The organism is Nostoc sp. DedQUE07, assembly GCF_034530975.2.
In the GTDB taxonomy this organism is placed as follows: domain Bacteria; phylum Cyanobacteriota; class Cyanobacteriia; order Cyanobacteriales; family Nostocaceae; genus Nostoc.
Genome location: NZ_JAVRCC020000004.1, coordinates 258,181 through 283,613, shown reverse-complemented (window position 1 = coordinate 283,613; position 25,433 = coordinate 258,181). Strand labels below are relative to the sequence as shown.

Sequence of the window (25,433 nt, the reverse complement as noted above, 5' to 3'; positions counted from 1 at the left end):
TTTTCTTTTAATCCTTTTATTCAGAATACTCGGAAAGTGACAGAAGAGGGATATCTTTCTGGTTTCATTCGCTCCCAAGCAAAATTCATTTTTACCCAAGCATCCCGCCAGTAACTTTTGAAACTATGCCCTCCTGCTCTCAGTGCGCGATGATGACCCATCCAGACCAGAATCACTGGTACATAGTAAAGAAGTTGCTGTATAAGATAAGTGAGCTTCCGTAACCATGCAGGGCGGTTTTTCTGTATAATTGCCAAACGCTCGTATTGAAAACGAATATGCTTTACTTCATCTCTCAATATTTGTTGACACAACTGTTTTAGAACTGGGGAATTTGTTGCGTTTTGAATTGCTTTATAATAAACCAACGCTAGAGTCTCAACCATAATGACGGGAGTTGTCCAAATCTCCATTGTTGGGATTGCATAGCGTATTTTCCGAAACAACGTATCACCCCAGTTATGCTGCAACCGAGGAATTTGGGCAAGGTCAAGAAACCTTCCTAAGTCCCCTCCATGACGTTGTTCTTCCTTTATGAATAGTTCAATTACGTCAATATATCTGGGATCTTTGATGTGCTGTGCATAGTTTTTAGCAGCAGCCAGTAAGTGCAATCCATCTGATGTCTCACCCAACTGCCAAGCTGCTAAAGAATCTCCTATTGCATTTCGTTCATCCTCTGTGATTTCCGCACCTCGCTTCCAAGGGATCTCTAATTGAAACTCAGCGTTGGCTTTGTAATAAGTGTACCACTTATCAGATGTTGTGATTGAAGACAAAGTAGGTAACAGCTTATGAGGATTCATGACAACTCCAAATGTGTATAACATTATGTTGTTGTAATGATTCCCAAAACTTTGTTTCGATTAACAATACTATTGTTTCAACTGATATATTAGCAAGACTGGTAAAATCTACCCATAGCGAAAAAGAGTAAATCACCATGCCTACCGAAACTAACCCAGGGAATCAAACTACTACAGGAGCTGATGCGATTGATGAAGCGATCGCACAGGGAATTGATTTTGATGGTTCTCCCATTCCACCTGCCAAGCTAGAACTTTATAGTAAAGTTATGGCGCTAGAAGCCAATAGACAGCGTAGTGGTGTATCTAATACGATGCGATCGCGCATTGTACGAATTGGCGCAAAACACATTCCCCAAGCAGAACTCGACCAATTACTTGTAGATGCTGGTTTCGCACCTCTAAAAGAAAAAGAAATTGCCTTTTTTTATAGTGGTAAATAATTGTTAATTTCGTACAACAGTTTTCATTTATTTGAACCAAATATGTTCTAGGGGTACAGCAATGCTGTGCCCTCGATTCTTTACCTCAAACATAGCAAATTGCCATCGATATTTTGGCTTCTTCAGTAATTTCCCGATGAGTTGAAAAGTGTATCTTCAGCAAGATATTGTCAACTTTCTCTTGTGTTTGAATTGGCAGATGGCTATATGTACTTAAGTAATAGCTGAAAGACTTGGAAAACTCATGTCAGAAACTACGTCAAATTCAGAAATGCAATACCGAGTTATCGGCAGTACAGGAGAGAAAGTTTCCGCCATCGGATTGGGTGGTTGGCACATCGCCTTGAAGCATGTTGATGAGGAACTAGGTATCCGAATTGTTAGAACCGCGATCGATCGCGGCATCACTTTTATGGATAACAGTTGGGATTACAACGGTGGAGTCAGCGAAATTCGCATGGGAAAAGCGCTCTTGCATGGCTATCGAGACAAAGTGTTCCTGATGACGAAAATCGATGGTCGCTCTAAAAAAGCAGCAGCAAAACAGCTAGACGAATCACTGCAACGCTTGCAAGTTGATTGCATCGATCTCGTTCAGCACCACGAAATCCTGCGGCACGAAGATCCGCATCGAGTTTTTCACGAAGAAGGGGCAAATGCTGCCTTGATTGAAGCACGGAAAGCTGGCAAACTCCGATATATAGGTTTTACTGGGCATAAAGACCCCTATGTTCATCTGCATATGCTGGAAGTTGCAGCCACTAACGCGTTTAAATTTGATACAGTGCAGATGCCTCTGAGTGTGATGGATGCCCACTACCGAAGCTTTGAAAAGCTGGTTTTACCAGAGTTAGTTAAACAAAACATTGGCGTTTTGGGAATGAAAAGCTTGGCAAACGGTATTCTTTTACGGTCAAATACTGTAACGCCAATTGAATGTTTACACTATGCTTTGAATCTGCCCACATCGGTTGTGATTACCGGAATTGACAGTATGGAGATTCTAGAGCAAGCTTTTGAAGCAGTGCGGACGTTCCAGCCAATGAACGACGAGCAAGTGCGATCGCTCTTAGCAAAAACGGCAGAAGCGTCATCACGCGGCGAGTTTGAGCCTTTCAAAACCTCATCAATCTTCGACAGCACTGCCCAAAATCAAGATTGGCTGGGAGAAGAACCACAGGGCATCCAGGAATTGATGTCAGCATCAAGAAAATAAACTCAATACCAATATATTTTGAATTCTAGAAACTTGATTAATGAATTTAAAATTATAAAAACTATGGAGCGATCGCCACGGAAACTATAACGAAAATTGCCAAAGAACGTGAATATCTTGATATTATTCTGGTTTTATACATTAAATAAATCCAGAATCATATCAAAATTAGCACGATTAATATTGCTAATGCAGTATTTGAGCGGATCGTAAGACCTCGCAATACGTGTGGAAACCATGAGGTTGAAGCTGATTCAGGAAGACTCAGCCTTACTTTATCTATGTAGTATCAAAGTAACCAAAATGTATTATAACAGTATAAATGATACATTTTAACCATCTATAAAATACTACGCCGCAGTAATCTGATTCTCTTAGGATTACTATTGTCATGAATACTACGACTTTCTCTCAACTTAAGTCACATAGTAATATTTAATACATAGTTCATCAATTATCAGCCATTCTATGCCTATCCATTAGCACAATTAATCACGGGATCGCTTGCTGTATTCTTCATGATTTGTTACAAAAGTACAAAGAACTTCTAGAGACCCAAAACCACATGTTCGGCGGACTTACTGGTTTACAAGATCCTAAAGGCACAGATTGGGGAGAGCGAATGCTCAACACAGTCGCCAGCCAAACGATTCGCCACCTGTTTAGCACGAGCGAGTCAGTAGAAGTCTTTGTGCGCTGCTATCCTTCCAGCAAGCTCTTGCAAGGCAGCATTGATAGCTTCAAAATGAGCGGCCGTGGCTTGGTGATTCGGAGAGATTTCGCGGTTGAGGAGATGTCGTTTGAAACTGATGCGGTGGCCATTGACTTCGGCTCGGTTTTAAAGGGCAAACTTAGCCTTAAGCAACCTACTCAAGCGATCGCTCAAGTAATCTTATCAGAAGCAGGCATAAACCAAGCTTTTAATGCAGAACTGGTGAAAAAGCGCTTGCTTAACCTCACCGTACCATCACTGACAGAATTATCTGGTGGAGAACCAGTCTCCTTTACAGATGTTCAGGTACAGCTATTGCCAGAAAATCGCTTACAGCTTGTAGCAAAAGCAGATTTAAATAATGGCGAACTCGTACCCCTGAACATGATTTTAACTGTAGGTATTGAAAGACGGCGGCGAGTTTCTTTCAAAGATCCGAAAATTCAACTTGACCAAGTGCCAGAAGGGCAACGGGAAATCTCGCAAACCTTGAGCGTAGCACTGGTAGAAATTTTAGATAATATGGTCGATTTGGATCGTTTTGATCTTGATGGAGTGAAAATGCGCCTCAACCGATTAGAAACTGAAGGTCAAAAAATTATTTTCAGTGGATATGCTGAAATTGAACGTATTCCAAATAGTCCTTAATCCAAAATTATAGGCAAAAAATTAAAGTATAGTGAAGCTTTAAACAAATTAAATACCGCCTAGATGATTCTAGACGGTAATTTAAATCTTTAGTTTTTGGAGAAAGTTAGGAGTTATTAATTACTCCTAACTTTTAACTTTTTATCTTCCCACACCTACATATTGGAATCCAGCGCGGATCATTGCTTCGGGGTCGAGGAAGTTACGACCGTCGATGATAACGGGGTGGGCCATCAGTTTCGCCATCTTCACATAGTCCAGAGTGCTGAATTGCTGCCATTCGGTGACAAGTACTAAGGCATCACAGCCGTCAGCGAGTCTTTCGGCATCGGTTTCTACTAGCACACCAGAAAGTCCATGACGTAGACCTGTTTGGGAAACAATGGGGTCATAGGCTTTAACTTTAGCTCCCAGTCGGTTTAGCTGCTCAATTAGGTTGAGTGCTGGGGCGTCGCGCAAGTCGTCGGTATCGGGCTTGAAGGTCAGTCCGAGTAGTCCGACTGTTTTGCCTTTGAGAATTTTTAGAACTTGTTGGAGTTTTTCCAAAGCAATCAACCGCTGACGTTCGTTGACACTGACAGCAGATTTCAGTAGCTGGGCTTCATAACCATAGTCATCAGCAGTGTGAATTAGAGCAGAGACATCTTTGGGAAAACAAGAACCACCCCAACCAATACCAGCTTGTAAAAACTTGTTACCAATGCGGGAATCTAGACCAATACCTCTAGCTACTTGGGTGACATCAGCACCAACGCGATCGCAAATATTAGCAACTTCGTTAATAAAACTAATCTTAGTGGCTAAAAAGGCATTAGCAGCGTATTTAATCATCTCCGCCGAACTCAGGTCTGTTGCCAGAATTGGCACTGGGGGTAAAGATTGATCGTCAGCGTACTTGCGTTCTACAATTGGGGCATACAGTTGTTGCATTAAAGCTACTGCTCTTTGGCTATTGCCTCCTAGTACGATGCGATCGGGGTTAAAGGTGTCGTGAACTGCCGAACCTTCGCGCAAAAACTCTGGGTTGCTGACTACATCAAACTCGGCTACAAATTCAGGTAATTTCTCATCACTCGGCACTCCACCTGCGGGTACCAGTGTTTTCTGCCGCTCTGCAACACCATCTAGAACAAGCATCCGTACCCAGTCACCTGAGCCAATCGGTACTGTAGATTTATTCACTATGACTTTATAACCACCGTTGAGATTTTCCCCAATCCCACGGGCTACAGCTTCAACGTAACGAGTATCACTTTCACCAGTGGGTAAAGGTGGCGTTCCTACAGCAATAAACAAAATTTCTCCGTGGGAAACTCCAGCAGCAAGATCGCTAGTAAAATGAATCTTCTCTGTTTGAATGGCAGACTGCATAATTTCTGAGAGTCCCGGCTCAAAAATTGGAGACTGCCCAGACTTCATTAACTTAACTTTTTCTTCGTTGTTGTCTACGCAAATTACATCATGCCCAATATGAGCCAAGCAAGCGCCTGTAACTAAACCAACGTAACCGGTACCAATAACGCAAACACGCATTTATTTAACTCCTCACTTATTTGGGTTTAATCTTCAAAAAGAAATTATCAATTTTACACTTAGACGCTTGAGAAAAATCAGCAACTAAATATACTAGCTACCGATGGGGTTAGCCTGCATGAAAATTTAGAGCGACGCTAGACGTAACTCAGGTGGTTGAATTATTGACATCGCTTTGAATGCGATCGCGAAAATCTTCTATTGTTAGTTTTAAACCCTCTTGTAGAGGAATGGTAGGTTCCCAATTTAACCAAGTTTTTGCCTTTGTGATATCAGGCTGGCGACGTCGGGGATCGTCCGAAGGTAGTGCCTCGAATTTAATCTGCGCGTCTGGATTGATCATATTTTGCACAGTTTGTGCCAATTGTAAAATCGTGTATTCACCAGGATTACCCAGATTGACTGGGCCAATGTAGTCGCTATTCATTAGGCGGATGAATCCTTCTACCAAATCGGAAACGTAGCAGAAACTACGAGTTTGCGAACCATCACCGTACACGGTTAAAGGATTACCCTGCAAGGCTTGAACTATAAAGTTGCTCACCACCCGACCATCATTTTCTAACATTCTCGGTCCGTAGGTGTTGAATATCCGCACAACTCGAATATCAACTTTATTTTGCCTGTAGTAATCAAATGCTAGAGTCTCAGCAATTCTTTTACCTTCGTCATAGCACGAACGTATTCCAATGGGATTGACGCTACCTCTATACTCTTCAGTTTGGGGATGAATTTCTGGATCTCCGTATACTTCACTAGTGGAAGCTAAGAAAAACCTCGCTTTCACACGTTTAGCTAGCCCCAACATATTCAGTGTTCCCATCACGTTGGTTTTAACGGTTTTAACTGGGTTGTACTGGTAATGTACTGGTGAAGCAGGACAAGCTAAATGATAAATTTGATCGACTTCTAACCGAATTGGTTCGGTAATATCGTGACGGATCAATTCAAAGTACGGATGGCCTAACCATTTCAAAATGTTACGTTTATGACCAGTGTAAAAATTATCCAAGCATATTATTTCATGCCCAGCAGCCATTAGTCGGTCGATGAGATGGGAACCAATAAACCCAGCACCGCCCGTCACCAAAATTCTCATAATTTCCCAGTTACTTACAAATATTTTCAGTAGCTATTGCACTTACTTTTAGATTACCCACCTTGGGCACAAAAATACAAAACAAAAAAAAATAACAAGGCTCAATCAAAAATTGTTGTTGAACTTACCTATTTTTTCACAGTTGTAGTTTTGTTATATTTTTACCTGTTTTCTTAAGAATTTAATTAGCAAAATAACAGAAATTGTTTAAAAGTTGTTTGTTGTTCAGCCGAACTTTATCAAATCTTCAAAAATATAAAGTATTTTTACGGTTATCAAGTTTTTAATTGGATACAAAAAATTAGTCGAGATGGCGTTGACACTCGCGCTACAAATATATCCAAATAATACAGATGTAAATCCCTACAGCTTATTCATTTATTAGCAATATTTTCGGAAATTTGATGCCTCCGGCGGACTATTCTAATGCAGCCCAGGTTTACTTACTTGAACTGTATTCTGCTTTACATCATACAGCAGATGTAATGCTGCTAGCCGTGGTAGACATAATTAAATTTGTGCTTTGAGTGCGTTGCGGTTCTCCAAGCATAATAATTGAGCAGGTGAGTTGTCTGGCTAACTGGGTTGTGACATCGCTAATGGCTAACCCTCCAGGACTGGTACGATTACGTATAAAAGGTAAAACTACTAAATCATATAATCTTGCTGCCTGTAAAATCGCTTGGGCAACATTTTCGTGAGCGATGATTTGAATTTCTGGGGCATTGGCTAAAGCCAATTTAGATACCAATAAGGAGAGATGCGATCGCCTCCAAGCAATTTTACTAGAACTAGTACGGCGATCGCACACATTCAGCACAGTAATGTGGCTCTGATTTGCCTGTGCTAGCAGCTGGGCAAATTGTACGGGTTGTAATGTTGGTGCTGTTAAGTTTTCTATTGGTACTAAGATCCGCTGAATTTTTTTCGGTGATTCTACTAGACGTGTCACTGCTACTGGACAATGAGATGCCCAAAGCACACCATCAATCACATTCCCAAATAAACGCGCTCGTAACCCAGTCCGTTTACCCCAACCCATAACAATTAAATTAGCCTTTTGTTCGCGAGCCGCTCTGCTAATTCCTTGAGCAAAAGCATCATCGATTCGCAGCATTGGTTCTGCGGCTACGCCCAAGGTTCGACTTTGTGTCGTGGCTTTATTCAATAACCACTCACTCCGTTGTAGAGACGCTTCTAACTGGGGTGCATCCATGTGAGCAGCAGCAGTAGCGATCGCCAGGGGTATAATTTTGCCATGAGACTGACGTGCTAATAACGCTGCCATTTCAATCAAATGCTGCTGGGTCTGAGGATTATATATAGGTACGACTATAGTAAAAGCATTGTCTGTTTTTGATGCATTCTCCTCAACTAGGGGTGGTGCTGGATCTTCATCTGGTGGGGAATTCAAACTCACAGCTATTCGACTAGTTATCAACGGCCCCAAGGTTGATGTGACCACCATTAAAACAATCACACTATGTAATACTTCTACTGGCAGCAACCCAGACTGATATCCCACTAAAGTTGCTGCTAACGTTGTACCAACCTGGGGTAGTGACAGCGACCACATCGTTAGCATTTCTTGCCATTTATAGCGGTAAACCAGTTTTGTCAACAAAGCTGCGATCAATTTACTGATAATCAAACCAACTACGACCGACAGCGTTAATTTGAGCGTGTTCAGATTATTCACAAAGGCGGGTAAATCGATCAGTAAGCCAAGGTCAACAAAGAAAATAGGAATGAACAGCACACTGCCAATAAATACCACCTTTTCTTTGACTGGGCCTTCACCCACAGCTTCATTCACTGCCAAACCCGCTAAAAAAGCACCAACAATTTTTTCTACCCCAATCAATTGAGCGCCCACAGCTGCCAGAAACACAGAAAGCAATACAAATAAAAACTTGTTTCCTTCATCGTCTCCAGACCGTTTGAAAAATTCTTTGCCTGCCCAATCAAAGCCTGTCACAACGGCCACAGAGTAAATAATTAACCAACCAGACAAAGTGAGTAGTTTCGCAAAGCTGAATGCTTCAGTATGAGAGACAGCTACACAAATGGCTAATATTAGTACTGCACCAATGTTTGTAAAAATCGTAGCTCCAATGGTGACAGTAACAGCTTCGTTGTTCATTACTCCCAAACGGCTGATTATGGGGTATGCCAAAAGGGTATAGGAAGCAAATAAAGAGCCAATTAAGATTGAAGTATTCCAGCCATAGCCGAAAATCAGCCCTACTAAGGTTCCCATGAGTAGGGGTACACTGAAAGTAAAGCTAGCAAACCCAAAAGCACGACTTTTTTTCCGGCGAAACTGTTCTAAATCAATTTCTAGCCCAGCGACAAATAGCAAATAAATTAACCCAATGTCTGATAGTAGGTTAATCATGGGTGAGTCAGACTGAAAAAGATTCCAACCTGAGGGCCCAAGTACTAGCCCTGAGAAAACCAAACCCACTAATCCTGGTAATCTTAGCCGCTCAAACATGATGGGTATAACTAAGATGACCACCAGCAAAATAGCAAAGGGAACAATTGGTTCTTTGCCAAGAACTTGGGAAGTTGGTTCCAGAACAAGAACTTGTGATATTAGTTCCATATATAGGAATTGAAGGGGCTATGGTAAAACAGCGATTACCTTGGAGGCGATCGCCCGATCAATATGAATAAATAGGGAAGCCACCTGACAAAAAATCAAAAATCTTCTTAATTTACACTAACTAGGCAATTATTTAAGAATTAACTACCTACGGGTGGATTTGACTCAAAATGAATCGTAAGCGATCGTAGTCGTCTTTAAGTAGCACACTTAAACTACGTCCAGCTTTAATTAGCCATTGTCGGTCAGCTTTGCGTAACTGGTATACATCTCGAATGGCAGCTGCGGCTAAAGACTCGATTGGCGCACCATTTATACACAGCAGTGTCCGTAAAAAATCTAGTTCTTCAGTAAATTTAATGATAGCTTCTGGTTCACATCGATAAACAGCTTGATGAATTTGCGGGGGACGGGGTGGAAGATACTGATATACTCTTTGGTTATAACTTTGATTTTGCGAAGATAGTTCAAATCCGACGATCGCAGCCCGGAATTCTGTGCGGAGCATGGCAAATATTTGGGGTTGTTCTTCCCGTAAGTCTTGCAAGGACAACCCTAATGCTCTTGCTCTGTGTACGGAATCTATGGGCATAGTTGTGGCATAATACACTACAGCATAAATTTGATTGCCAGATTCCTCATCTACAGAACAGACCCAACTACCAAAGGGTGGCATGGAGGGAAAGCTTAAATCTTCTGGCTCTAAACACTGAGCTAAAAATTCAGTACTAGTAGTTTCAATCACCTCTGCAATGTGGTTCGGATGGCGATCGCCAGTGGCAAACTGTGGTAGGGGGAGGCGCATAGTAATTTAGTCATTAGTCATTCGTCATTAGTCATTAGTTTTTGCCAAATGACAAAGAACAAATGACTAATGACTAATCTTATTTGGCTTTTTTACGTCCGGCGGTAGTTTCTACGAGTTCCAATTCGCTCAAACGAAAGGTAACTAATTTATCCCAGTTACCACCTTCAAATAATACGGCTACTTTGCCATCACTCACCCGTTGCACGAGTCCTTCGTAGCGATAATAGGTATCTGCGGGATTCTTAATACGAACAGTTGCTCCAGGCAGAATCATTTTTTTAGCCTCGTTTGTTTCCTTTTAATAGCTTAATACTTGTTAATAGTCATTTGTCATTAGCGAAGGACAAAGGACAAATGACTAATGACGAATCAATAATACTTCTGTTTTTGTCGAAAATTTGCTACCGATTCTACTATTCCCAAGGAAATGAAGTTGGTCAGCATCGCAGAACGCCCATAACTCATCCAAGGTAAGGGAATTCCTGCCACAGGTGCTAAACCAACAGTCATGCCAATGTTGACAATCAGCTGAAACACAATCATGGACAAAACGCCAATAGCCAACAAAGAACCAAAGTTGTCTTTGGCGGTTTGGGCAATATGCAGTAGACGGAAGCAAATTAAGCAGAAGACAAACAGTACTAACAAACAACCGACAAAACCAAATTCTTCCCCTACCGCAGAGAAAATAAAGTCTGTATGCTGTTCTGGTACAAAATTCAGTTGCGTCATGGGCCCCTTGAACAGACCCCATCCCCAGATTTCACCAGCACCAATAGCAATGCGAGATTGGATTAAGTGATATCCAGCACCGAGTGGATCGTGATCGGGATTCATGAATACAGTTAATCGGTCTTTTTGATACTCTTTCAAAACATGGTTCCAGGCGAAGACTCCTAATTCGCCACCCAGTATATTGAGAGTCCACGCACCGATAGCACCCAAACCAAATCGACGCCAGGGAAGAGTTTGCCAGCCCACAATAGCCATTGCAACTGACCAAATTAATCCTAATGGGCCAAAAGATAGTTCTTTGAATAAAACTATCGGCTCTGTTAAAGGCCAAGAGATACTAAACAAAATGGCGGCAACCACCGGAGAAATCATCAGAATTAACCAGCCTGGGTTAGCATTTGCCCAGTAAAGCATTCCTAAGACGATCGCACCAAATACCAGTGATGTTGCTAAATCTGGCTGCAAAAATACTAATCCCCAAGGTATAGCGGTGATTGCCAGAACGCGGAAAACACCTTCGAGGCTAGAAGCAGTCCGTCTGTGTAGCAAAGCTGCTAATGTAATAATCATGCCGACTTTGGCAAATTCTGAGGGTTGCACGTTAAAACCGGCGATACTAATCCACCGTTGTGCCCCTTTGGCGCTAGTACCAGCAATCATCACGGCAATTAAACTGAAGTTTGTCAGTGTGTATGTTACCCAGTGCCACTGCATCAAGAGTTCGTACCGGATGCGAGATAAAAATAGGGCTATAAGCACGCCGATACCCGCTACCATCCAGTGCCACCACCAGTCAGTTACTGGCTGCTTCAGTTCCGTACTGAGAATCATCAGGCCGCCAAAGATACTGACAGCAATCGGCAAACAAAAAAGTAGCCAATCTACATGCTGCCAGGGCTTAACCCAAGACTTCCAGCGAATTTTGGGGAGCGATCGTTTTAACAACATTGTGCCAGTTTAGACTTTAGCTTTAATTGTTGGGGATTGGGGTTTGGGAATTGGTCAATAATCAATATTTATTCTTCCCCAACTTCTCTAATCCCTAACACCCAATTTCTAGTATTCCCAAGCTATAGCCCAGGAAGTAGATAGAAATATAAAATTTATAATTATGTCAGGGCAGCAACTGATACTTTACCAGCAATGGTAAGAGCGATCGCTATTAATGCTTTTGCGGAAGCTGAATCTGGGTCGCCAACAACTATCGGTACACCGCTATCACCACCAACTCGCGTAGAAATCTCTAGCGGCACACACCCCAAGAGTGGCACTCCCAATTCCGCAGCTGTTTTGGAGCCACCACCGGAACCAAAGATGTCATATTGCTTATCTGGTCGATCGGGGGGGATAAAATAGCTCATATTTTCCACGATCCCCAATACTGGAACATTCATTTGCTGGAACATCCGCAATCCCTTGCGAGAATCTAACAGAGCTACGTTTTGCGGTGTGGTGACAATTACCGCCCCTGCCATTGGCACTGCTTGCGTTAAAGTTAACTGAGCATCTCCTGTTCCCGGTGGCATATCTACAATCAAATAGTCCAGTTCACCCCATTGCACTTGATAGAGAAACTGGCGAATTACACCATTGAGCATAGGCCCCCGCCAAATTACTGGTTGATCTCGGTCAATCAAAAAGCCCATTGAAACTAATTTGACGCCGTGATTAAAAGCAGGTTCCAGGATTTCACCTGTTTCAGTAGAACGCACAGTAATTTGAGCATCAGACAAACCCAGCATGGTTGGGTCATTGGGCCCGTAAATATCAGCATCTAGCAAGCCGACTTTCGCCCCAGTTTGGGCTAGAGCCACTGCAACATTTACCGCCACGGTACTTTTACCAACGCCACCTTTACCGCTGGATACAGCAATGATATTTTTGACTCCAGAAATGCCAGTGCGATCGGGTAAACTTTTTTGTTGTGGTGTTTCTGCCGTCACTTCTATGCTGACATCTGTCACGCCTGGAAGTTTTTTGACAGCTTTCTGACAGTCTTCGACAATAAATTCACGTAAAGGACAGGCAGGGGTGGTTAACACTAAAGTGAAACTAACCTTACCACCGTCAATTTTTACGTTGCGAATCATATTCAGTTCTACCAGACTTTTGCGGAGTTCTGGGTCTTCCACTGGTCGCAAAATTTCTAAGACAGAGCGGGAATCGAGGACATCGTACATAAAAATTCAAAATTCAAAATGAATAAATACACTTGTGGGGAACATCTTAGCTATTAACTGGATGCCTTCTTAAGTAAGGTCAGCTTAGTGTTATCACTGTTACTGCCGTGATAAAACTTAGCAAATTGCATTATTACCTAATAGAATCTTAACTTTCTTTGGGCATTAGGCATTGGGAGTGCTGAGTGCTGTTAGCGAAAGCAGGGCGTTTAGCCTGTGCTGTTAGCGGAAAGCTAAGGTTTAGCCCGTGCTGAGTTAGGAGTTAGGTTAGGAGTTTTGTTTATCTCCTTGTCCTCTTGTCCCCTCATCTCCCTGCCCCCTGCTTCTCTACTCCCTTGCTTCTTCCCCAATCCTCACTACCTAAAAATCAAAACAACTGTCATTAAGGGATTTTTTATTACCAGATACCGCTGGTAATGCCGTCTTTTCTACTGCCTCGACTAAAGAACGTGCAACTCTGTCTGCATAAGGACGGGATAAAGACCAAATCAGAGGTGATAACCAACCCCGTAACGTTACAGAATAAGATAAACAAGTACCACAAACCGTTGACTCTACTTGGTAAGTTACTCGTTCCTCTATTCCAGGAATCGCCATCACTCGGATACTCAGCATCTCTCTGGGATTGACGCGTTCCACAAAAATTCTGATGGGAATCGGCGAAAAGCGTGTTACAGCTTGAAAAATTAATCCTGGTTTGGGTACTAATCCGTGGGGAACATTAGTACTCTTAAGTTGTGGATGCCAAGAAACATCTGTTAAGTCAACCACTTTTTGCCACAGTTCATCTACAGAAGCAGAACTAATCTCTCGATATGTCCACACCAGAGAAGCGCAAAACCGACGACGTTTGCGGTGGATGAATTTGGATAACCAACCTTGCATTTTCCTAATCCTCCTCCCTAGATACTTTCTGGGAAATCTGGTATGGTGTGCAACTACGAGCAATTGCTAAATTAAAACTTTCTCAAAAATGTCCTAAACATAGCAAGCCTCGATTTGGTAAAGACCCTAACAGCCGACATCAGCAATATGGCAAAGTTCTGAGTAGACCAGTCAAATCCTTGATACTAGGACTTACGCACTATACAAATCAACCAAAACGTGTACTACGGTATTTAGTCTTTTCAGAGGCTTCAGATAACCCTGATTTATTCCGACATTTGCGATCGCTGGATGCAAAACATGGCTAAAATACCCAAATTGTGTTTAGTACTTATGTACGATGCGTAAGTCCTAGATACCTCAAGCTTAAGACTAAAATTTAGTCTTTATACCAGAATATTCCAATTCAGAATTTCAAAAAAAATTAATTCAATATACAAGCCTATACGCATTTGAGGGAAAATAACTCTAGTGATGCCCATCAATCGGATAAATGCCTAACCCAGGAAGAAAAAAGCGGGTTGGGCAAATAAAGCTAGATTGTTGGCGCTTGTTTCCCTCAAATTTTAAAATGAAAAATTTGTGGCTTTCTGGAAATTGTAATTTAGGTTCGGGAATCTATGTTGACCAACTCGCAAACACCAACTGTAGAAGCAGAATCATCAAAGTCTTTGCCAGCACCTGATGCCCAGACTAGGGTCAGTCAGTTTATGAAACAACTGCAAGACGAAATTACCGAATCATTAGCGAAACTAGATGGTGTGGCTAAATTTAATGAAGATAGTTGGGAACGCCCAGAAGGAGGGGGAGGGCGATCGCGCGTACTGCGAGATGGTGCAATATTTGAACAAGCCGGTGTAAACTTTTCTGAAGTTCAGGGTTCCCATTTGCCACCTTCAATTTTAACCCAACGCCCAGAAGCCGCAGGGCATGGCTTTTATGCCACAGGGACTTCAATGGTATTACATCCTCGCAATCCTTATGTGCCCACAGTTCATCTCAATTATCGCTACTTTGAAGCGGGGCCAGTGTGGTGGTTTGGTGGCGGTCTAGACTTGACACCTTATTACCCCTTTGCTGAAGATGCGGCACATTTACACAAAACATTAAAGCAAGCTTGCGACCAACACCACCCAGAGTATTACCCGGTGTTTAAGCGCTGGTGTGATGAATATTTCTATCTCAAGCATCGTGATGAGACACGGGGTGTCGGTGGTCTATTTTTTGATTACCAAGATGGCCAAGGTGCTTTATACCGCGGCCCAAATCCCAGTGGGGAAGCTGCCATTTATAGCAACCAGGTGGGAACACCAGCAACCCGTAATTGGGAAGATTTGTTTGGCTTTGTACAAGGCTGTGGCAGAGCATTTTTACCAGCTTACGTACCAATTGTAGAACGGCGACATGGGATAGAGTATGGCGATCGCCAACGGAATTTTCAACTCTACCGCCGAGGACGGTATGTAGAATTTAACTTGGTTTATGACAGAGGTACTATTTTTGGTCTGCAAACCAATGGACGCACCGAATCAATTCTCATGTCCCTACCTCCTTTAGTGCGCTGGGAATATGGCTATCAACCGGAACCCAATTCCCCTGAAGCCGAGTTGTATGAAACCTTCCTTAAACCTCAAGATTGGAGCAACTGGACACCACATTAATTGGGCATTGGGCATTGGTTATTAATTCTTTATCCCTCACTTCCTTATCTCCCCCACCTTTCTCATCTCCCTATGTCCCATGCCCCATGCCCTATTCCCAATGCCCTATTCTCCACTATTTTGGTGAGTTATAACTACTAAAGTTAAGCACTTAGCCGAAAAAGGTGACAAATTTAGCTATAGCTTGTTAATCTCAAGTGACAGCATTAGAAAATTCTGTCACCAGTTAATCTTAAAAGGAATGCCACGGGGAGGGCTTTAGTGATTCATATAGACCAAAAAACTTATACAACCCAAGACGGAAACACGGTTATCGTCTTGACACCATCAGGCCGTCTGGATATCACCACTGCTTGGCAATTTCGCCTGAAGTTACAAGAGTGTATTTCCAAACTCAGTCGCCATGTGGTTGTAAATCTGGCTCAAGTAAATTTTATTGATAGTTCTGGTCTTACATCTTTGGTAGCTGGAATGCGTGATGCTGATAAAGTCAAGGGCAGTTTCCGCATCTGTAATGTACATCCAGAAGCCAAACTCGTGTTTGAAGTGACGATGATGGATACTGTTTTTGAAATCTTTGAAACAGAAGAGGAAGCTTTAGAAGGTGTACCTCGCAGCATTGCTAGCTAAAAAACAGTTAGGAGTGAGGAGTGAGGAGTGAGGAGTGAGGAGTTAATTCAAAATTCATAACTCATAACTCATAATTCATAACTTTATCTTATTAAATACTGATTTCGCTTGGTGTAGCGATAAGGCCCCATAATCGCTCCCCAGGTTGCTTTTCCAGTTGCGGGATCAATTCCTTTGTCGTAGCTGTGAAATTCTGTCGCTGTAGCTGCAAAACCTAAAGAAACATGGATGCTATTGCCAAGATAAGTAAAGCTACAACGAGTCTCTGGAAGTGGGGTAGCGGTAAACTTATAGCGATCGCCAGCTAGTTTCTCCTGAGTAACTGTTAGGATACAACCTGGTAGTAAATCTAATTGTTCGGATGTCAGTGTGTTTAATAGAGCAGGATTATCACCTGCGCCTTTTAATCCACCTGGATCTTGAGGCATATAATATTGAACTTCCACCGTTGCGTCAGAGTCGCTGCTTTGACGCAACCGGATAATTCGTTGGCGATAAGGTTGATCTAAGGTATTAACGTTAGCCTGTTCAGCAAATAAGGTGATGCTATCTTCTAGGAACAGATTAACTGGTCTTTGCCACAGACGGAGGTGGACATACCAAACTGGTTCTGCTATGGCTTGTTCCCGATTATCAAATTCACCAGCTAGGTACTCACCTAAAGCAATTAACTGTGGCGAGAAGTTCATAAGTACAATAAATAAATCATTAAGGATAATAATTTTCGGCTAATTTTTTAGGAGAAAAGGTCTGATCTCCTGTAGCTATCAGCTTATAAAATACTTCTAATGTGTATATATTGTAAATGAAACCGTTACCCGCTAAAAGCTCAACTTGGCAAAGTAGCCTTTAAGCGAGAAAATAAAGATACGTCGCCCTTAACATTTCTTTTTTCTTTGTGAATAACGTCCGTACAGTCTCTGATACAAAGCGAACTTTCTATAATCTTCACACCCGTCCGATCAACACTATTTATCGTCGGGTAGTAGAAGAATTGATGGTGGAAATGCATCTGCTGTCAGTAAATATCGATTTTAGCTACAATCCAATTTATGCCTTGGGTGTCGTCACTACTTTTGACCGCTTCATGGAAGGCTATCAACCAGAACGGGATCAAGAATCAATTTTTAACGCCTTATGTCAGGCTATAGAAACAGATCCGCAACAATATCGACAGGATGCCCAGAGATTGCAAGCTGTAGCTAAAGGTTTGCCAGTTAAAGATTTAATTGGGTGGCTAGGCCAAACTACTCACTTAGATAGAGATGCTGACTTGCAAGCAACCCTACAAGCGATCGCCAATAATCCTAACTTTAAATACAACCGTTTGTTCGCAATTGGTGTATTTTCGTTATTAGAACAGTCAGATCCCGAATTAGTCAAAGACGAAAAGCAACTCACTGAGGCGCTAAAAGCGATCGCTGCTGGCTTGCACCTCTCCGATGACAAACTCAACAAGGATTTGGAGTTATACCGTTCTAATCTAGACAAAATGGCGCAAGCGTTAGTAGTGATGGCAGATATACTCTCAGCCGATCGCAAAAAACGCGAGCAACGTAAACAACAATCAACTACCCCAGTTGCTCCCCCAAGTTCCAACGAATAGTTAGAATCTGGCAGTGATGAGTTAGGAGTTATGAGTGAGGAATTGTTAATAACTCCTAACTCCTAACTCTTAACTTTAAACGCCCAAGATTTTGTAGATTAAGCTGTTAATTATAGTCAGCGTAAATGCCCCAATAACAGCACTCCAAATCCCGTAACGCAAGCGAAAGCCTTCTACTAACCAAGCAGCAATACTAAAACAAACCACGGCAATCATAAATGTGAAAATGCCAGATAATAAGTCTAATGTGAGTAGATTTGGTACTGCAAAAATGAGGCTTAAAATTGGTCTGACTATTGCTGTCACGATACCAAGCACTGCGGCAGAAAGAAACGCTTTCCCAGGAGTATCAATTTCAACTCCCAAAGGCAACTTACTAATTATCAACAAGCTGATAGCTGTTACGACCCAAACAATTAAAAGCGTCACGATGTTCATGCCACAACCCCTGATACTAATTAGTAGTTTGTAATTCCTAATTCAGACACACTGAAGTACGCTTAATATAAGCGCTTTTCAATCTGTTAACCTATTTAGACATCCTTCCCCAATTTGGTATGAAATGTGGATGGTAATTGGTGATAAATTGCTCAGTCTATAGGTGGAAAAATCTTTAAAGCTCAACCAATTATTTGTAAATTAGCAGTTTTTTTTTATCTAGCTGAAATTTATTCTAGATATCTTTAGGTTTGGGAAAAGGCTTGCAGGGGAGGTGATGAATGGGGGACAAGGGGACAAGGGAGAAGAAGGAGTGGGGAGCAGGGGAGCAGGGGAGAAATCAATTCAAAATTCAAAATTCAAAATTCAAAATTCAAACATTGTAGAACTTCTGCCTCCAGCCTCCTCTTTCCCAATGCCCAATGCCCCATGCCCCATGCCCAATTCCCCTTTCCCTATCTCATCTTTTAAGAGGAGGTTGGGTTTGTTTGGGTGCTACAGGCGCTTGAGGCGCTGGTGAGTTAGGAACCACGGGAGAAATGCCAGGATTGATAGGACTGATGCCTTGTCCAGCTGGAGGCTGAGTGATGCTAGGAAAGGGCACAGAATTAGGTGCTAAGGGGAATTTTGGGGTAATATTCCCTTCGGGATTGATTCCTGGTACTGCACCAGTTCCAGGGTTGATTGGGAAAGAAGGGACAGCAGGCTGGTTAGGCGAGTTTATGGATGGTTGAGATGGGCCAGGAATAATTCCTAAAGAAACGCGATCGCCCCCTACTTGTCGTAGCAAATCTAATGTCTCAATCACATCATTGTAAGTTGCTGTGCGCGAAGCATTCAGCACAACAACAGCATTAGGGTTTGCTTGGAGATACTGTTTTAAACTCTGTCTCAAATCTTCCTGTTTTACAGGCTGTTTTTCTATGTAAGTATTGCCCACAGCATCGATGGTAACAATCACACTTCCACTTTGTGACGTTATTCCCGAGACTGTACTGGGGCTGGCTTTAGGCAAATCAACATTTATTGCCTGTTGCCGTGTAAATTGTAAAGCCGCTAATAAAAAAAATGTCAGGATACAAAAAACGACATCAATTAAAGGGATGATTTGAATTTGGACTTCTTCAATTGGAGTATGTAGATTAACTTTCATGTCTCATTCACAAACCTGGTTTGGGGGTTGAATTATTGACTATTAATTAGGTGTATTCGGGGGTTCAGGAGGTTCAGAAACTCTAGTCTTTCCTGGCTTGCGGGGTGGAGTGAAATTTTCTGGCACAATTGCTGATGTCCTATTGCTAAAGTCAGGAGGAGACTGGCGATAGAGCAATTCCATCTCATTCCCTGCCTTCCGAAAAACTTTGACTTGGTTGACTACAAAACTTTGAAATAGACGGTAAAATACCAAACTAATGATGGCAACTATTAGCCCACTTGCCGTACTAATTAAGGATTCACCAATACCAGTAGTCACCCCAGCGGTAGATTCAGTTCCCAAATCGCCAATCCGAATTGAGCGCAGAGAGTGGATTAAACCCAAAACTGTACCCAACAATCCTAGCAACGGCGCTAGAGCAATCACCGCTTCTAAAAGTTTTTCGCCCCTACGCATCCCAGCTAATTCGTCTTCTGCTGTAGCCTCCAGTGCTAGTCGAAAAGTTTCCGCATCAGTTTTGGCAAAACGTAGAGGGGCGTAGAGAAAACGCCCGACAGGCTGATGGCTTGCAAGTCTAGCCATGTCCGCAGCTACTTCCCAATTATCCTGGGCAGCATCCAAGACGCGATCGACTATTTGCTTTTCCTGAGTCAAAATTCGCAACCAGAACCACAAACGCTCGAAAATGACACTCAAAGCCAGAATCGACAGAATGAGTAAAGGCCACATAGCTGGCCCACCCTTGTAAAACAAATCTAAAATATCCACTGTTTAAACTTCCTCCCTCCACGACTAAAGCAAATGTGTTAAGGCATTTTAATTCTAGAGATTAATGCAAAATGAGGGACTTCCAAAATATAAATTTCTCGAAAACCTAAAAAAACAGTGCAAGGATCATGTATTTGACTGAGACTGCTGTACTAACTTGCTGCTGGGTAGGCAATCGAATCATAGACCGGTAATTTTTGGCATACTTTTGCTAGACTTCCTTGTAATACCAATTTGAAAAAAGAATGCAATACATAGATAAGACCTTACCCAACCCTCTACAAGGCTTTGGGGAGGGTGTGCGTCAGTAAGCGTGGGCATCTGGTCGCAAACATTTTTTAAATTGATATAACCTGAAATTTGATTACAGGATATTTTCACGTAAAGGAGAAAAATTTTGGCAGCAGTCCGAGTCCGCCAGCATGTTAATCCACTTGGTAAAAAGTATCAAACACCAGCAAGTCCCCAAGACTTGGAAGAAATTTATGCAAAGCCAAATCAACCACTACATTTAGATATTGGCTGCGCTAAGGGACTGTTTTTGTTGAATATGGCCAAGATAGAATCTAACTGGAATTTTCTCGGCTTGGAAATTCGAGAACCGCTGGTGGTGGAGGCGAATAAGTTACGTTCTGAATTAGGTTTAACAAACCTGCACTATTTATTTTGCAACGTGAATAACTCATTGCACTCACTTTTATCTTCCCTGCCTCCAGAAAGTTTACAACGCGTCACTATTCAATTTCCCGATCCTTGGTTTAAAACCCGCCACGCTAAACGTCGTGTAGTCCAACCAGAACTAGTGGCAGACTTAGCTAAGTATCTTGCGGTTGGAGGGTTGGTATTTTTGCAATCAGATATGGAATTTGTGGCTGTGGAAATGCGCGATCGCTTTGCAGCTAATTCAGCTTTTCAGAAAGTTGGTACAGAAGAATGGTTGGCTGAAAACCCCTTACCAGTCTCCACAGAAAGGGAAATAGGTACGCAAAAAAAAGGTGAACCTATTTATCGGGCTTTGTTTGAAAGAGTGAAAACTACAGAATAGAGATGTTTATAATACCAACTCTATTTCCCAATTTTGAATTTGAAGTTTTATTGAGCAGCCTTATAAATATTTGTTAATATTACTTAAGTATTGCTTATTATCTTTTTATTAAACATTGCCCAAGATTAGAAAATTTTTTGGGACATAAATGTTTTATTAATAGCCAGAACTCTGCGGTTGAAGTGATTGATAGAGATATAAACTTTATCAATAAATAGTTATAAGTAAAACTTTCAAGTTATTGTTTAGTGACATAAAAGGTTTATTTATATCTACTTATAAATTTTCAAAACATAATTAAATCATTATTACTATGCTTAAAATGTATACAGATTAGGTAATTGCAGTCCTTAGTGATTCCGCCTATATCTAGTTATATATTCAGAGGAAAATCACAATGAAAAGGAATAAAAAGAATTCAGATTTTCAATTGGACATTAGCAATCTGATTGATAATGCTGTTAGCAATGCACTAGTACGACGAAACCCAAATCAGGATTCAGAAGATGCTTTGCTAACTCTGTCTGATGAAGAAATGGCAAACGTTGCAGGTAGTTTTACAACGGTTACAACATTGAATCCAACCATTGCAGGTGATATTAGTGTAAAACCGACTAATGATATTCTTGTGATAAAACCGATTATTTGTGGACTAATTGCACAAGACCAGAACTTGATCTCTTGATCTGAAAGCACAAGTCTTTGAAATGACCAATCAGTATTAAACTCTTGGACATTTAATTTGCTTATTTAGGTTGATGGAGAAGAGTCCGACCCAAAATTAGCTGTCAATCTCCATCAGCTTAAAAATACAATTCACTATAGGTTCAATTTATGGAAGACATCGCTACTGAAAAGACTACACTTTGCCCTAGCGCAAGACCAGAATGGCAAGACAGTGTTGTTTTCGGCGTCGTTGGTGGCACAGTCACAGAACCCCGCGTAGCTTATCTTAAGCACCCCCAACCTGTCACAGATGAACTAATAGCAAAGGCTAGTCCAGTAACACCCACTGAAATTTTTCGGACGGCTGCACCCTGTGCAACTAAGGGTTGTCAACATTTTGATGGTAAAGATTGTCGTCTGGCAATGCGAATTGTAGAAAACTTGCCAAAGGTAGTAGAGGATTTACCACCTTGTTCCATACGCCGAGATTGTCAGTGGTGGCAACAAGAACGTAAGGCAGCTTGTATGCGTTGTCCACAAGTTATTACAGATAACTACAATCCCTCTGAACTACTAGTTAAGGTGGCGACACCGACTGTTGGCTAAACAAAGCTACAAAGTTTATTTAAGTAATTTAAGAAGAATATCATGTCAATGAACATTCATCACAAATATCTCACAAGTCAAATTGAAATTACGAACTTGATTGAAGAAGCTGTTGTGAATGCATCTGCAAGACGAAAACAAGTTTTAGAACAAAACTCACTCTCAGAACTGTCTGAAGAAGAACAGAAAAACATTACGGGTAGTGGAGTAGCAACAGATGTGAGAGATGCGATAATTTTATTAGGCGGCTATCTACTGGGTTAGTACTGCTGGGCGTAATTTGTAATTTATATACCGCAGATATTTGATTACTTTGGAATGGATGATTTATTTCCAAGGTGCGGTACTAGTTTTAATAATCCTTGCAAAAACAGGTTGTGGTAGTAACTTAACTACCACAATTTTCTCTACATCAAAATTGGTTGATAAATTTAAAAATTATGACATTTGTCTTAAACTATCATATATTGTCGATTATTTAATTGAACAGGGATTATGTAATCAGTTAGAACAACCACCGATTAAGGTAGAATTACTTACAGCTAAAAACTTTAATTTATTAGTTACTTTACCAGGCGATCGCAGAATTAGGTAATAGTGTAACGCCTTCTAGTTCTGGGATAAGTAGGTGGACTTGCCCTTCTCTTGTGTGGAGAAACAGTTGAGTGCCGGGACGCATATGGCGCTTGAGAGTAATCATTAGGTCGATGGAGCGCAGGATTGTTTCTTTGGTATTAGGAGCTGCGATCGCAATATAGATTCCTGGTTGAACATCAGTTCCTTGCCAGAATTTGCCGACTTTCGGGTTGATAAATTTAACTTGTTGAAGATAGTGTTGAAATTCATCTGTCGAAAGAGAATGCCCCAGAATTTTGTTGAACTGTTGTAGAGTTACTAACTGAGCGGACATATCTTGCGCCATGAATGTCTACATCTTTTGCTAATTTTGCAAAGTTAATAGGTAAAAATTCGGGATTATCAGGAATAACTGCCGATTTCAAGTCACTAATCAAAATTTTGGAACCTTGAGCCTGTTCAGTGCTGTTTTGTTCAGAATTGCTGGATTTTGGTACTGTGGATAATCCCATCTGTTTGAGCAGTCGCTTGATATGGCGATCGCTCACCTCAATCCCAAATTCTTTCGCTAGATGTTTCCCTAGCCAGTTTGTTGTCCATCGCCTAAAAGAATACCCATGATCGCGGGGACTACTTTTAATTAGTTCTTTCAAACGTTCTAAATACTCGTCATTTATTGCCTTCGGGCGACCAATGGGGCAATCTTGCCATTGGTGCGCCATCCCTGTTCGGGCTATGTGCATCCAATGCCTTACTGTTGCTGGACAACACCCCAAAATTTGACAAATTTGAGTTTGGGTTTTTCCCTCATCTGCCAACAACATGATTTCAATACGTTGTTGGTAAGATTCGGGTAAAGTTTTTTCCAAACTTGCTAACAGTAATTTCCGTTGAAATGATGTTAAATACTTGCTGTTAGTTACTTTTATGTATCTTGTTTCAATTTTACTTTGACAGTCCGACATACACGTATAATTAACTAGATTTGTGGACACACAAATGTTTTCTAAACGATGCAGAATTTTGCAATATCCTACTTCTAGAGATATTGCAAAAGCTAATTTTTTTGCAGATGTAATACTTATTACGATTTGTTTTTTATTTTATGCAAGAAATAATTGAGTTAAGTAATATGTTTGACAACAGTTTTTAAACATTCCTTTTGTAAGCCTATATTAGGCTACAAATCCAATTTGTGAATTCCGAAAATAGCCGTTAAATTTTAGTAAATTTTTTGTAAATATAAATTTCTTCTGAGCAGAGAAAAAAGTGATCGCAAAGTCGCCATTACCACGAATGAAAATTCGTTTGAAAGCTCGCATACGTAAAGGCACAAATAAATATATTGTGCCTCAATAATGAACTGTATTCCCTATATATGAAAATTGCTGTAACCGCTTAAACTTCTAGTAAAGGAAGGGTGACGGTAAAGGTTGTACCTACTCCAACTTGGCTATTAACTACAATTTCGCCCCCATGTGCATCGACACATTTTTTAGCGATCGCTAGCCCCAAGCCAGTACCAGGGATGTTTCCCACATTGTCCGCACGTCGGAAAGGCTGAAACAATCGTTTTTGGTTTTCTTGAGGAATGCCAATTCCCCAATCTTGAACTCGGAAAATTACCGCTTTTTCCTGACCAATTAGTTCAAAGCGCACCATACCGCCCGGTAGTGAATACTTAATAGCATTGCTAAGTAAATTGCCCAAAATGTGCCGTAGTAAGCTTTCATCCCATAAAGCTTCATCTAATTGCCCAAAACTGGCGAACACTAAAGTCAGATGCTTATCATTTGCAATCAATCGCACTTCATCGACCATTTGGCGACAAAAGGCTTCTAAATCTAAGCAGATAACTTCAAAACCAAGCCTGCCAGAATCAGCTTTGCCGATGAATGTAACTTCATCCAATAGCTGCGCCATGTTTTTAATTGCCGAGCGAATCATTTGCAAATGATTTTGTTTTTTCTCTTTAGTTAATCTTTCATCCTGATTTTGTAGCAATCCAGCAGCCAAGAGAATAGTATTTAGCGGATTGCGGATGTCATGGGAGAGCATTGAGACAAATTCAGATTTGAACTGGTTGAGTTCATTGGCTTTTACGAGTTCCGCAGTTCGTTCTTCAACCCTAGTTTGTAATGTTTCATTAACAGTGCGTAATGATTCTAAAACCTGCTTGCGCTCGATCGCATAACGCAAAGAGCGAACCAACACATCTACATTTACCTGGCGCTTGACTAGATAATCTTGCGCGCCCTGTCGTACTGCTTCAATTGCCAGTTCTTCATCATTTGTATTTGTTAGAACAACAATTGGTATGCTTGGCGCTTGACCAATCAGAGGAGGTAGAGATGACAATCCTTGGCTGTCAGGTAGAGTTAAATCTAATAAAATAACATCATAATTACATTTACTTAGTTCCTGAAGTGCTTCCCCCAATCGCGTTACATGAACCAGAGTAAACTCTTGGGACTGGGCTTGTGTCAGAAACTCTTGTAACAACCTAGCAGAAGCTAGGTTATCCTCAATTAACAAGATTTTTACTGAGTAGCTCACAACCATAATCTTCAGGTTTCACCCCCTATTGCTGCTCTATCTTGTCATTTGT

At 41.4% G+C, this 25,433-nt stretch carries 27 protein-coding genes; 11 read left to right on the top strand and 16 right to left on the bottom strand.

The window, feature by feature from the left end:
* Window positions 1-20 precede the first annotated feature (20 nt).
* A complete protein-coding gene (locus tag RMZ95_RS05490) occupies window positions 21-806 on the bottom strand; it encodes a ferritin-like domain-containing protein (protein ID WP_322685428.1) in 786 nt (261 codons plus the stop codon).
* A gap of 137 nt (window positions 807-943) precedes the next feature.
* Between RMZ95_RS05490 and RMZ95_RS05485 the strand changes: the two genes are divergently transcribed.
* From RMZ95_RS05485 to RMZ95_RS05475, 3 genes are all read left to right on the top strand, one after another.
* Complete coding sequence (locus tag RMZ95_RS05485) at window positions 944-1,249, top strand: DUF4090 family protein (protein WP_322685429.1); 306 nt, start codon at window positions 944-946, stop codon at window positions 1,247-1,249.
* Window positions 1,250-1,493: 244 nt separating this feature from the next.
* Entirely contained in the window at window positions 1,494-2,465 is a 972-nt protein-coding gene (locus RMZ95_RS05480; protein ID WP_322685430.1) for an aldo/keto reductase, read from the top strand.
* Window positions 2,466-3,030: 565 nt separating this feature from the next.
* Window positions 3,031-3,825 carry a DUF2993 domain-containing protein gene (locus RMZ95_RS05475; RefSeq protein ID WP_322673253.1) on the top strand — a complete coding sequence of 265 codons (795 nt, stop codon included), beginning with the start codon at window positions 3,031-3,033 and terminating at the stop codon, window positions 3,823-3,825.
* 141 nt (window positions 3,826-3,966) lie between these two features.
* On the opposite strand, the gene RMZ95_RS05470 is transcribed toward RMZ95_RS05475, so the two are convergent.
* The 8 genes from RMZ95_RS05470 to RMZ95_RS05435 form a co-directional block, all read right to left on the bottom strand.
* On the bottom strand, window positions 3,967-5,358 hold the full coding sequence (locus RMZ95_RS05470) for a UDP-glucose/GDP-mannose dehydrogenase family protein (protein WP_322685431.1): 1,392 nt from the start codon (window positions 5,356-5,358) through the stop codon (window positions 3,967-3,969).
* A 148-nt stretch (window positions 5,359-5,506) separates the two neighbouring features.
* Window positions 5,507-6,457 carry a UDP-glucuronic acid decarboxylase family protein gene (locus RMZ95_RS05465; RefSeq protein WP_322685432.1) on the bottom strand — a complete coding sequence of 317 codons (951 nt, stop codon included), beginning with the start codon at window positions 6,455-6,457 and terminating at the stop codon, window positions 5,507-5,509.
* A 469-nt stretch (window positions 6,458-6,926) separates the two neighbouring features.
* Entirely contained in the window at window positions 6,927-9,065 is a 2,139-nt protein-coding gene (locus RMZ95_RS05460; protein WP_322685433.1) for a cation:proton antiporter, read from the bottom strand.
* A gap of 148 nt (window positions 9,066-9,213) precedes the next feature.
* Window positions 9,214-9,870 carry an HAS-barrel domain-containing protein gene (locus RMZ95_RS05455; protein WP_094351696.1) on the bottom strand — a complete coding sequence of 219 codons (657 nt, stop codon included), beginning with the start codon at window positions 9,868-9,870 and terminating at the stop codon, window positions 9,214-9,216.
* A gap of 79 nt (window positions 9,871-9,949) precedes the next feature.
* Window positions 9,950-10,147 carry an NAD(P)H dehydrogenase subunit NdhS gene (locus RMZ95_RS05450; protein WP_322673257.1) on the bottom strand — a complete coding sequence of 66 codons (198 nt, stop codon included), beginning with the start codon at window positions 10,145-10,147 and terminating at the stop codon, window positions 9,950-9,952.
* Window positions 10,148-10,242: 95 nt separating this feature from the next.
* Window positions 10,243-11,556: a rod shape-determining protein RodA gene (gene rodA / locus RMZ95_RS05445; protein ID WP_322685434.1), complete on the bottom strand. Its 1,314-nt coding sequence runs from the start codon at window positions 11,554-11,556 to the stop codon at window positions 10,243-10,245.
* A gap of 161 nt (window positions 11,557-11,717) precedes the next feature.
* Complete coding sequence (locus RMZ95_RS05440; protein ID WP_322685435.1) at window positions 11,718-12,788, bottom strand: Mrp/NBP35 family ATP-binding protein; 1,071 nt, start codon at window positions 12,786-12,788, stop codon at window positions 11,718-11,720.
* Between the two features lie 360 nt (window positions 12,789-13,148).
* A complete protein-coding gene (locus RMZ95_RS05435) occupies window positions 13,149-13,673 on the bottom strand; it encodes an SRPBCC family protein (RefSeq protein WP_322673260.1) in 525 nt (174 codons plus the stop codon).
* Window positions 13,674-13,720: 47 nt separating this feature from the next.
* Here RMZ95_RS05435 and RMZ95_RS05430 point away from each other — a divergent pair, with 47 nt between their 5' ends.
* The 3 genes from RMZ95_RS05430 (at window position 13,721) to RMZ95_RS05420 (ending at window position 15,964) form a co-directional block, all read left to right on the top strand.
* The gene (locus RMZ95_RS05430; RefSeq protein ID WP_409882155.1) at window positions 13,721-13,981 is read left to right on the top strand and encodes a hypothetical protein; all 261 of its coding nucleotides are present in this window, start codon (window positions 13,721-13,723) and stop codon (window positions 13,979-13,981) included.
* Between the two features lie 312 nt (window positions 13,982-14,293).
* Complete coding sequence (gene hemF, locus RMZ95_RS05425; protein ID WP_322685350.1) at window positions 14,294-15,334, top strand: oxygen-dependent coproporphyrinogen oxidase; 1,041 nt, start codon at window positions 14,294-14,296, stop codon at window positions 15,332-15,334.
* Between the two features lie 261 nt (window positions 15,335-15,595).
* Window positions 15,596-15,964, top strand: a complete 369-nt coding sequence (locus tag RMZ95_RS05420) for an STAS domain-containing protein (protein ID WP_094351701.1) — start codon at window positions 15,596-15,598, stop codon at window positions 15,962-15,964.
* Window positions 15,965-16,047: 83 nt separating this feature from the next.
* Here RMZ95_RS05420 and RMZ95_RS05415 read toward each other — a convergent pair whose 3' ends face one another.
* Complete coding sequence (locus RMZ95_RS05415; RefSeq protein WP_322685351.1) at window positions 16,048-16,653, bottom strand: chromophore lyase CpcT/CpeT; 606 nt, start codon at window positions 16,651-16,653, stop codon at window positions 16,048-16,050.
* Between the two features lie 209 nt (window positions 16,654-16,862).
* On the opposite strand from RMZ95_RS05415, the gene psb29 reads away from it, so the two are divergent.
* Window positions 16,863-17,570, top strand: a complete 708-nt coding sequence (gene psb29 / locus RMZ95_RS05410) for a photosystem II biogenesis protein Psp29 (RefSeq protein WP_322685352.1) — start codon at window positions 16,863-16,865, stop codon at window positions 17,568-17,570.
* 75 nt (window positions 17,571-17,645) lie between these two features.
* Here psb29 and RMZ95_RS05405 read toward each other — a convergent pair whose 3' ends face one another.
* The 3 genes from RMZ95_RS05405 to RMZ95_RS05395 all read right to left on the bottom strand — a co-directional run bounded on the left by RMZ95_RS05405 (window position 17,646) and on the right by RMZ95_RS05395 (window position 19,932).
* The gene (locus RMZ95_RS05405; RefSeq protein ID WP_289798955.1) at window positions 17,646-18,008 is read right to left on the bottom strand and encodes a phage holin family protein; all 363 of its coding nucleotides are present in this window, start codon (window positions 18,006-18,008) and stop codon (window positions 17,646-17,648) included.
* Between the two features lie 460 nt (window positions 18,009-18,468).
* Complete coding sequence (locus tag RMZ95_RS05400; protein ID WP_322685353.1) at window positions 18,469-19,161, bottom strand: ExbD/TolR family protein; 693 nt, start codon at window positions 19,159-19,161, stop codon at window positions 18,469-18,471.
* A gap of 42 nt (window positions 19,162-19,203) precedes the next feature.
* Window positions 19,204-19,932: a MotA/TolQ/ExbB proton channel family protein gene (locus RMZ95_RS05395; RefSeq protein WP_322685354.1), complete on the bottom strand. Its 729-nt coding sequence runs from the start codon at window positions 19,930-19,932 to the stop codon at window positions 19,204-19,206.
* A 397-nt stretch (window positions 19,933-20,329) separates the two neighbouring features.
* Between RMZ95_RS05395 and trmB the strand changes: the two genes are divergently transcribed.
* The 4 genes from trmB (at window position 20,330) to RMZ95_RS05375 (ending at window position 22,513) form a co-directional block, all read left to right on the top strand.
* Window positions 20,330-20,977: a tRNA (guanosine(46)-N7)-methyltransferase TrmB gene (trmB, locus tag RMZ95_RS05390; RefSeq protein WP_322673266.1), complete on the top strand. Its 648-nt coding sequence runs from the start codon at window positions 20,330-20,332 to the stop codon at window positions 20,975-20,977.
* A 397-nt stretch (window positions 20,978-21,374) separates the two neighbouring features.
* Window positions 21,375-21,662, top strand: coding sequence for a hypothetical protein (locus tag RMZ95_RS05385; RefSeq protein ID WP_322685355.1), 288 nt, complete (start codon window positions 21,375-21,377; stop codon window positions 21,660-21,662).
* Between the two features lie 149 nt (window positions 21,663-21,811).
* Window positions 21,812-22,249, top strand: a complete 438-nt coding sequence (locus tag RMZ95_RS05380; protein WP_322685356.1) for a nitrogen fixation protein — start codon at window positions 21,812-21,814, stop codon at window positions 22,247-22,249.
* Window positions 22,250-22,291: 42 nt separating this feature from the next.
* Window positions 22,292-22,513: a hypothetical protein gene (locus RMZ95_RS05375; RefSeq protein WP_322685357.1), complete on the top strand. Its 222-nt coding sequence runs from the start codon at window positions 22,292-22,294 to the stop codon at window positions 22,511-22,513.
* A 304-nt stretch (window positions 22,514-22,817) separates the two neighbouring features.
* Here RMZ95_RS05375 and RMZ95_RS05370 read toward each other — a convergent pair whose 3' ends face one another.
* From RMZ95_RS05370 to RMZ95_RS05360, 3 genes are all read right to left on the bottom strand, one after another.
* The gene (locus RMZ95_RS05370) at window positions 22,818-23,159 is read right to left on the bottom strand and encodes a hypothetical protein (protein ID WP_322685358.1); all 342 of its coding nucleotides are present in this window, start codon (window positions 23,157-23,159) and stop codon (window positions 22,818-22,820) included.
* The gene (locus RMZ95_RS05365; protein ID WP_409882154.1) at window positions 23,092-23,694 is read right to left on the bottom strand and encodes a helix-turn-helix domain-containing protein; all 603 of its coding nucleotides are present in this window, start codon (window positions 23,692-23,694) and stop codon (window positions 23,092-23,094) included. Before RMZ95_RS05365 ends, RMZ95_RS05370 begins: the two co-directional genes overlap by 68 nt.
* A gap of 529 nt (window positions 23,695-24,223) precedes the next feature.
* On the bottom strand, window positions 24,224-25,387 hold the full coding sequence (locus RMZ95_RS05360) for a hybrid sensor histidine kinase/response regulator (protein WP_322685360.1): 1,164 nt from the start codon (window positions 25,385-25,387) through the stop codon (window positions 24,224-24,226).
* Window positions 25,388-25,433: the final 46 nt, after the last annotated feature.

What these genes read in the sequence shown, in the direction of transcription:
- RMZ95_RS05490 (WP_322685428.1), bottom strand. Translation starts at nt 806, where the DNA reads ATGAATCCTCATAAGCTGTTACCTACTTTGTCTTCAATCACAACATCT.
- RMZ95_RS05485 (WP_322685429.1), top strand. Translation starts at nt 944, where the DNA reads ATGCCTACCGAAACTAACCCAGGGAATCAAACTACTACAGGAGCTGAT.
- RMZ95_RS05480 (WP_322685430.1), top strand. Translation starts at nt 1,494, where the DNA reads ATGTCAGAAACTACGTCAAATTCAGAAATGCAATACCGAGTTATCGGC.
- RMZ95_RS05475 (WP_322673253.1), top strand. Translation starts at nt 3,031, where the DNA reads ATGTTCGGCGGACTTACTGGTTTACAAGATCCTAAAGGCACAGATTGG.
- RMZ95_RS05470 (WP_322685431.1), bottom strand. Translation starts at nt 5,358, where the DNA reads ATGCGTGTTTGCGTTATTGGTACCGGTTACGTTGGTTTAGTTACAGGC.
- RMZ95_RS05465 (WP_322685432.1), bottom strand. Translation starts at nt 6,457, where the DNA reads ATGAGAATTTTGGTGACGGGCGGTGCTGGGTTTATTGGTTCCCATCTC.
- RMZ95_RS05460 (WP_322685433.1), bottom strand. Translation starts at nt 9,065, where the DNA reads ATGGAACTAATATCACAAGTTCTTGTTCTGGAACCAACTTCCCAAGTT.
- RMZ95_RS05455 (WP_094351696.1), bottom strand. Translation starts at nt 9,870, where the DNA reads ATGCGCCTCCCCCTACCACAGTTTGCCACTGGCGATCGCCATCCGAAC.
- RMZ95_RS05450 (WP_322673257.1), bottom strand. Translation starts at nt 10,147, where the DNA reads ATGATTCTGCCTGGAGCAACTGTTCGTATTAAGAATCCCGCAGATACC.
- rodA (WP_322685434.1), bottom strand. Translation starts at nt 11,556, where the DNA reads ATGTTGTTAAAACGATCGCTCCCCAAAATTCGCTGGAAGTCTTGGGTT.
- RMZ95_RS05440 (WP_322685435.1), bottom strand. Translation starts at nt 12,788, where the DNA reads ATGTACGATGTCCTCGATTCCCGCTCTGTCTTAGAAATTTTGCGACCA.
- RMZ95_RS05435 (WP_322673260.1), bottom strand. Translation starts at nt 13,673, where the DNA reads ATGCAAGGTTGGTTATCCAAATTCATCCACCGCAAACGTCGTCGGTTT.
- hemF (WP_322685350.1), top strand. Translation starts at nt 14,294, where the DNA reads ATGTTGACCAACTCGCAAACACCAACTGTAGAAGCAGAATCATCAAAG.
- RMZ95_RS05415 (WP_322685351.1), bottom strand. Translation starts at nt 16,653, where the DNA reads ATGAACTTCTCGCCACAGTTAATTGCTTTAGGTGAGTACCTAGCTGGT.
- RMZ95_RS05405 (WP_289798955.1), bottom strand. Translation starts at nt 18,008, where the DNA reads ATGAACATCGTGACGCTTTTAATTGTTTGGGTCGTAACAGCTATCAGC.
- RMZ95_RS05400 (WP_322685353.1), bottom strand. Translation starts at nt 19,161, where the DNA reads ATGAAAGTTAATCTACATACTCCAATTGAAGAAGTCCAAATTCAAATC.
- RMZ95_RS05385 (WP_322685355.1), top strand. Translation starts at nt 21,375, where the DNA reads ATGAAAAGGAATAAAAAGAATTCAGATTTTCAATTGGACATTAGCAAT.
- RMZ95_RS05380 (WP_322685356.1), top strand. Translation starts at nt 21,812, where the DNA reads ATGGAAGACATCGCTACTGAAAAGACTACACTTTGCCCTAGCGCAAGA.
- RMZ95_RS05375 (WP_322685357.1), top strand. Translation starts at nt 22,292, where the DNA reads ATGTCAATGAACATTCATCACAAATATCTCACAAGTCAAATTGAAATT.
- RMZ95_RS05370 (WP_322685358.1), bottom strand. Translation starts at nt 23,159, where the DNA reads ATGTCCGCTCAGTTAGTAACTCTACAACAGTTCAACAAAATTCTGGGG.
- RMZ95_RS05360 (WP_322685360.1), bottom strand. Translation starts at nt 25,387, where the DNA reads ATGGTTGTGAGCTACTCAGTAAAAATCTTGTTAATTGAGGATAACCTA.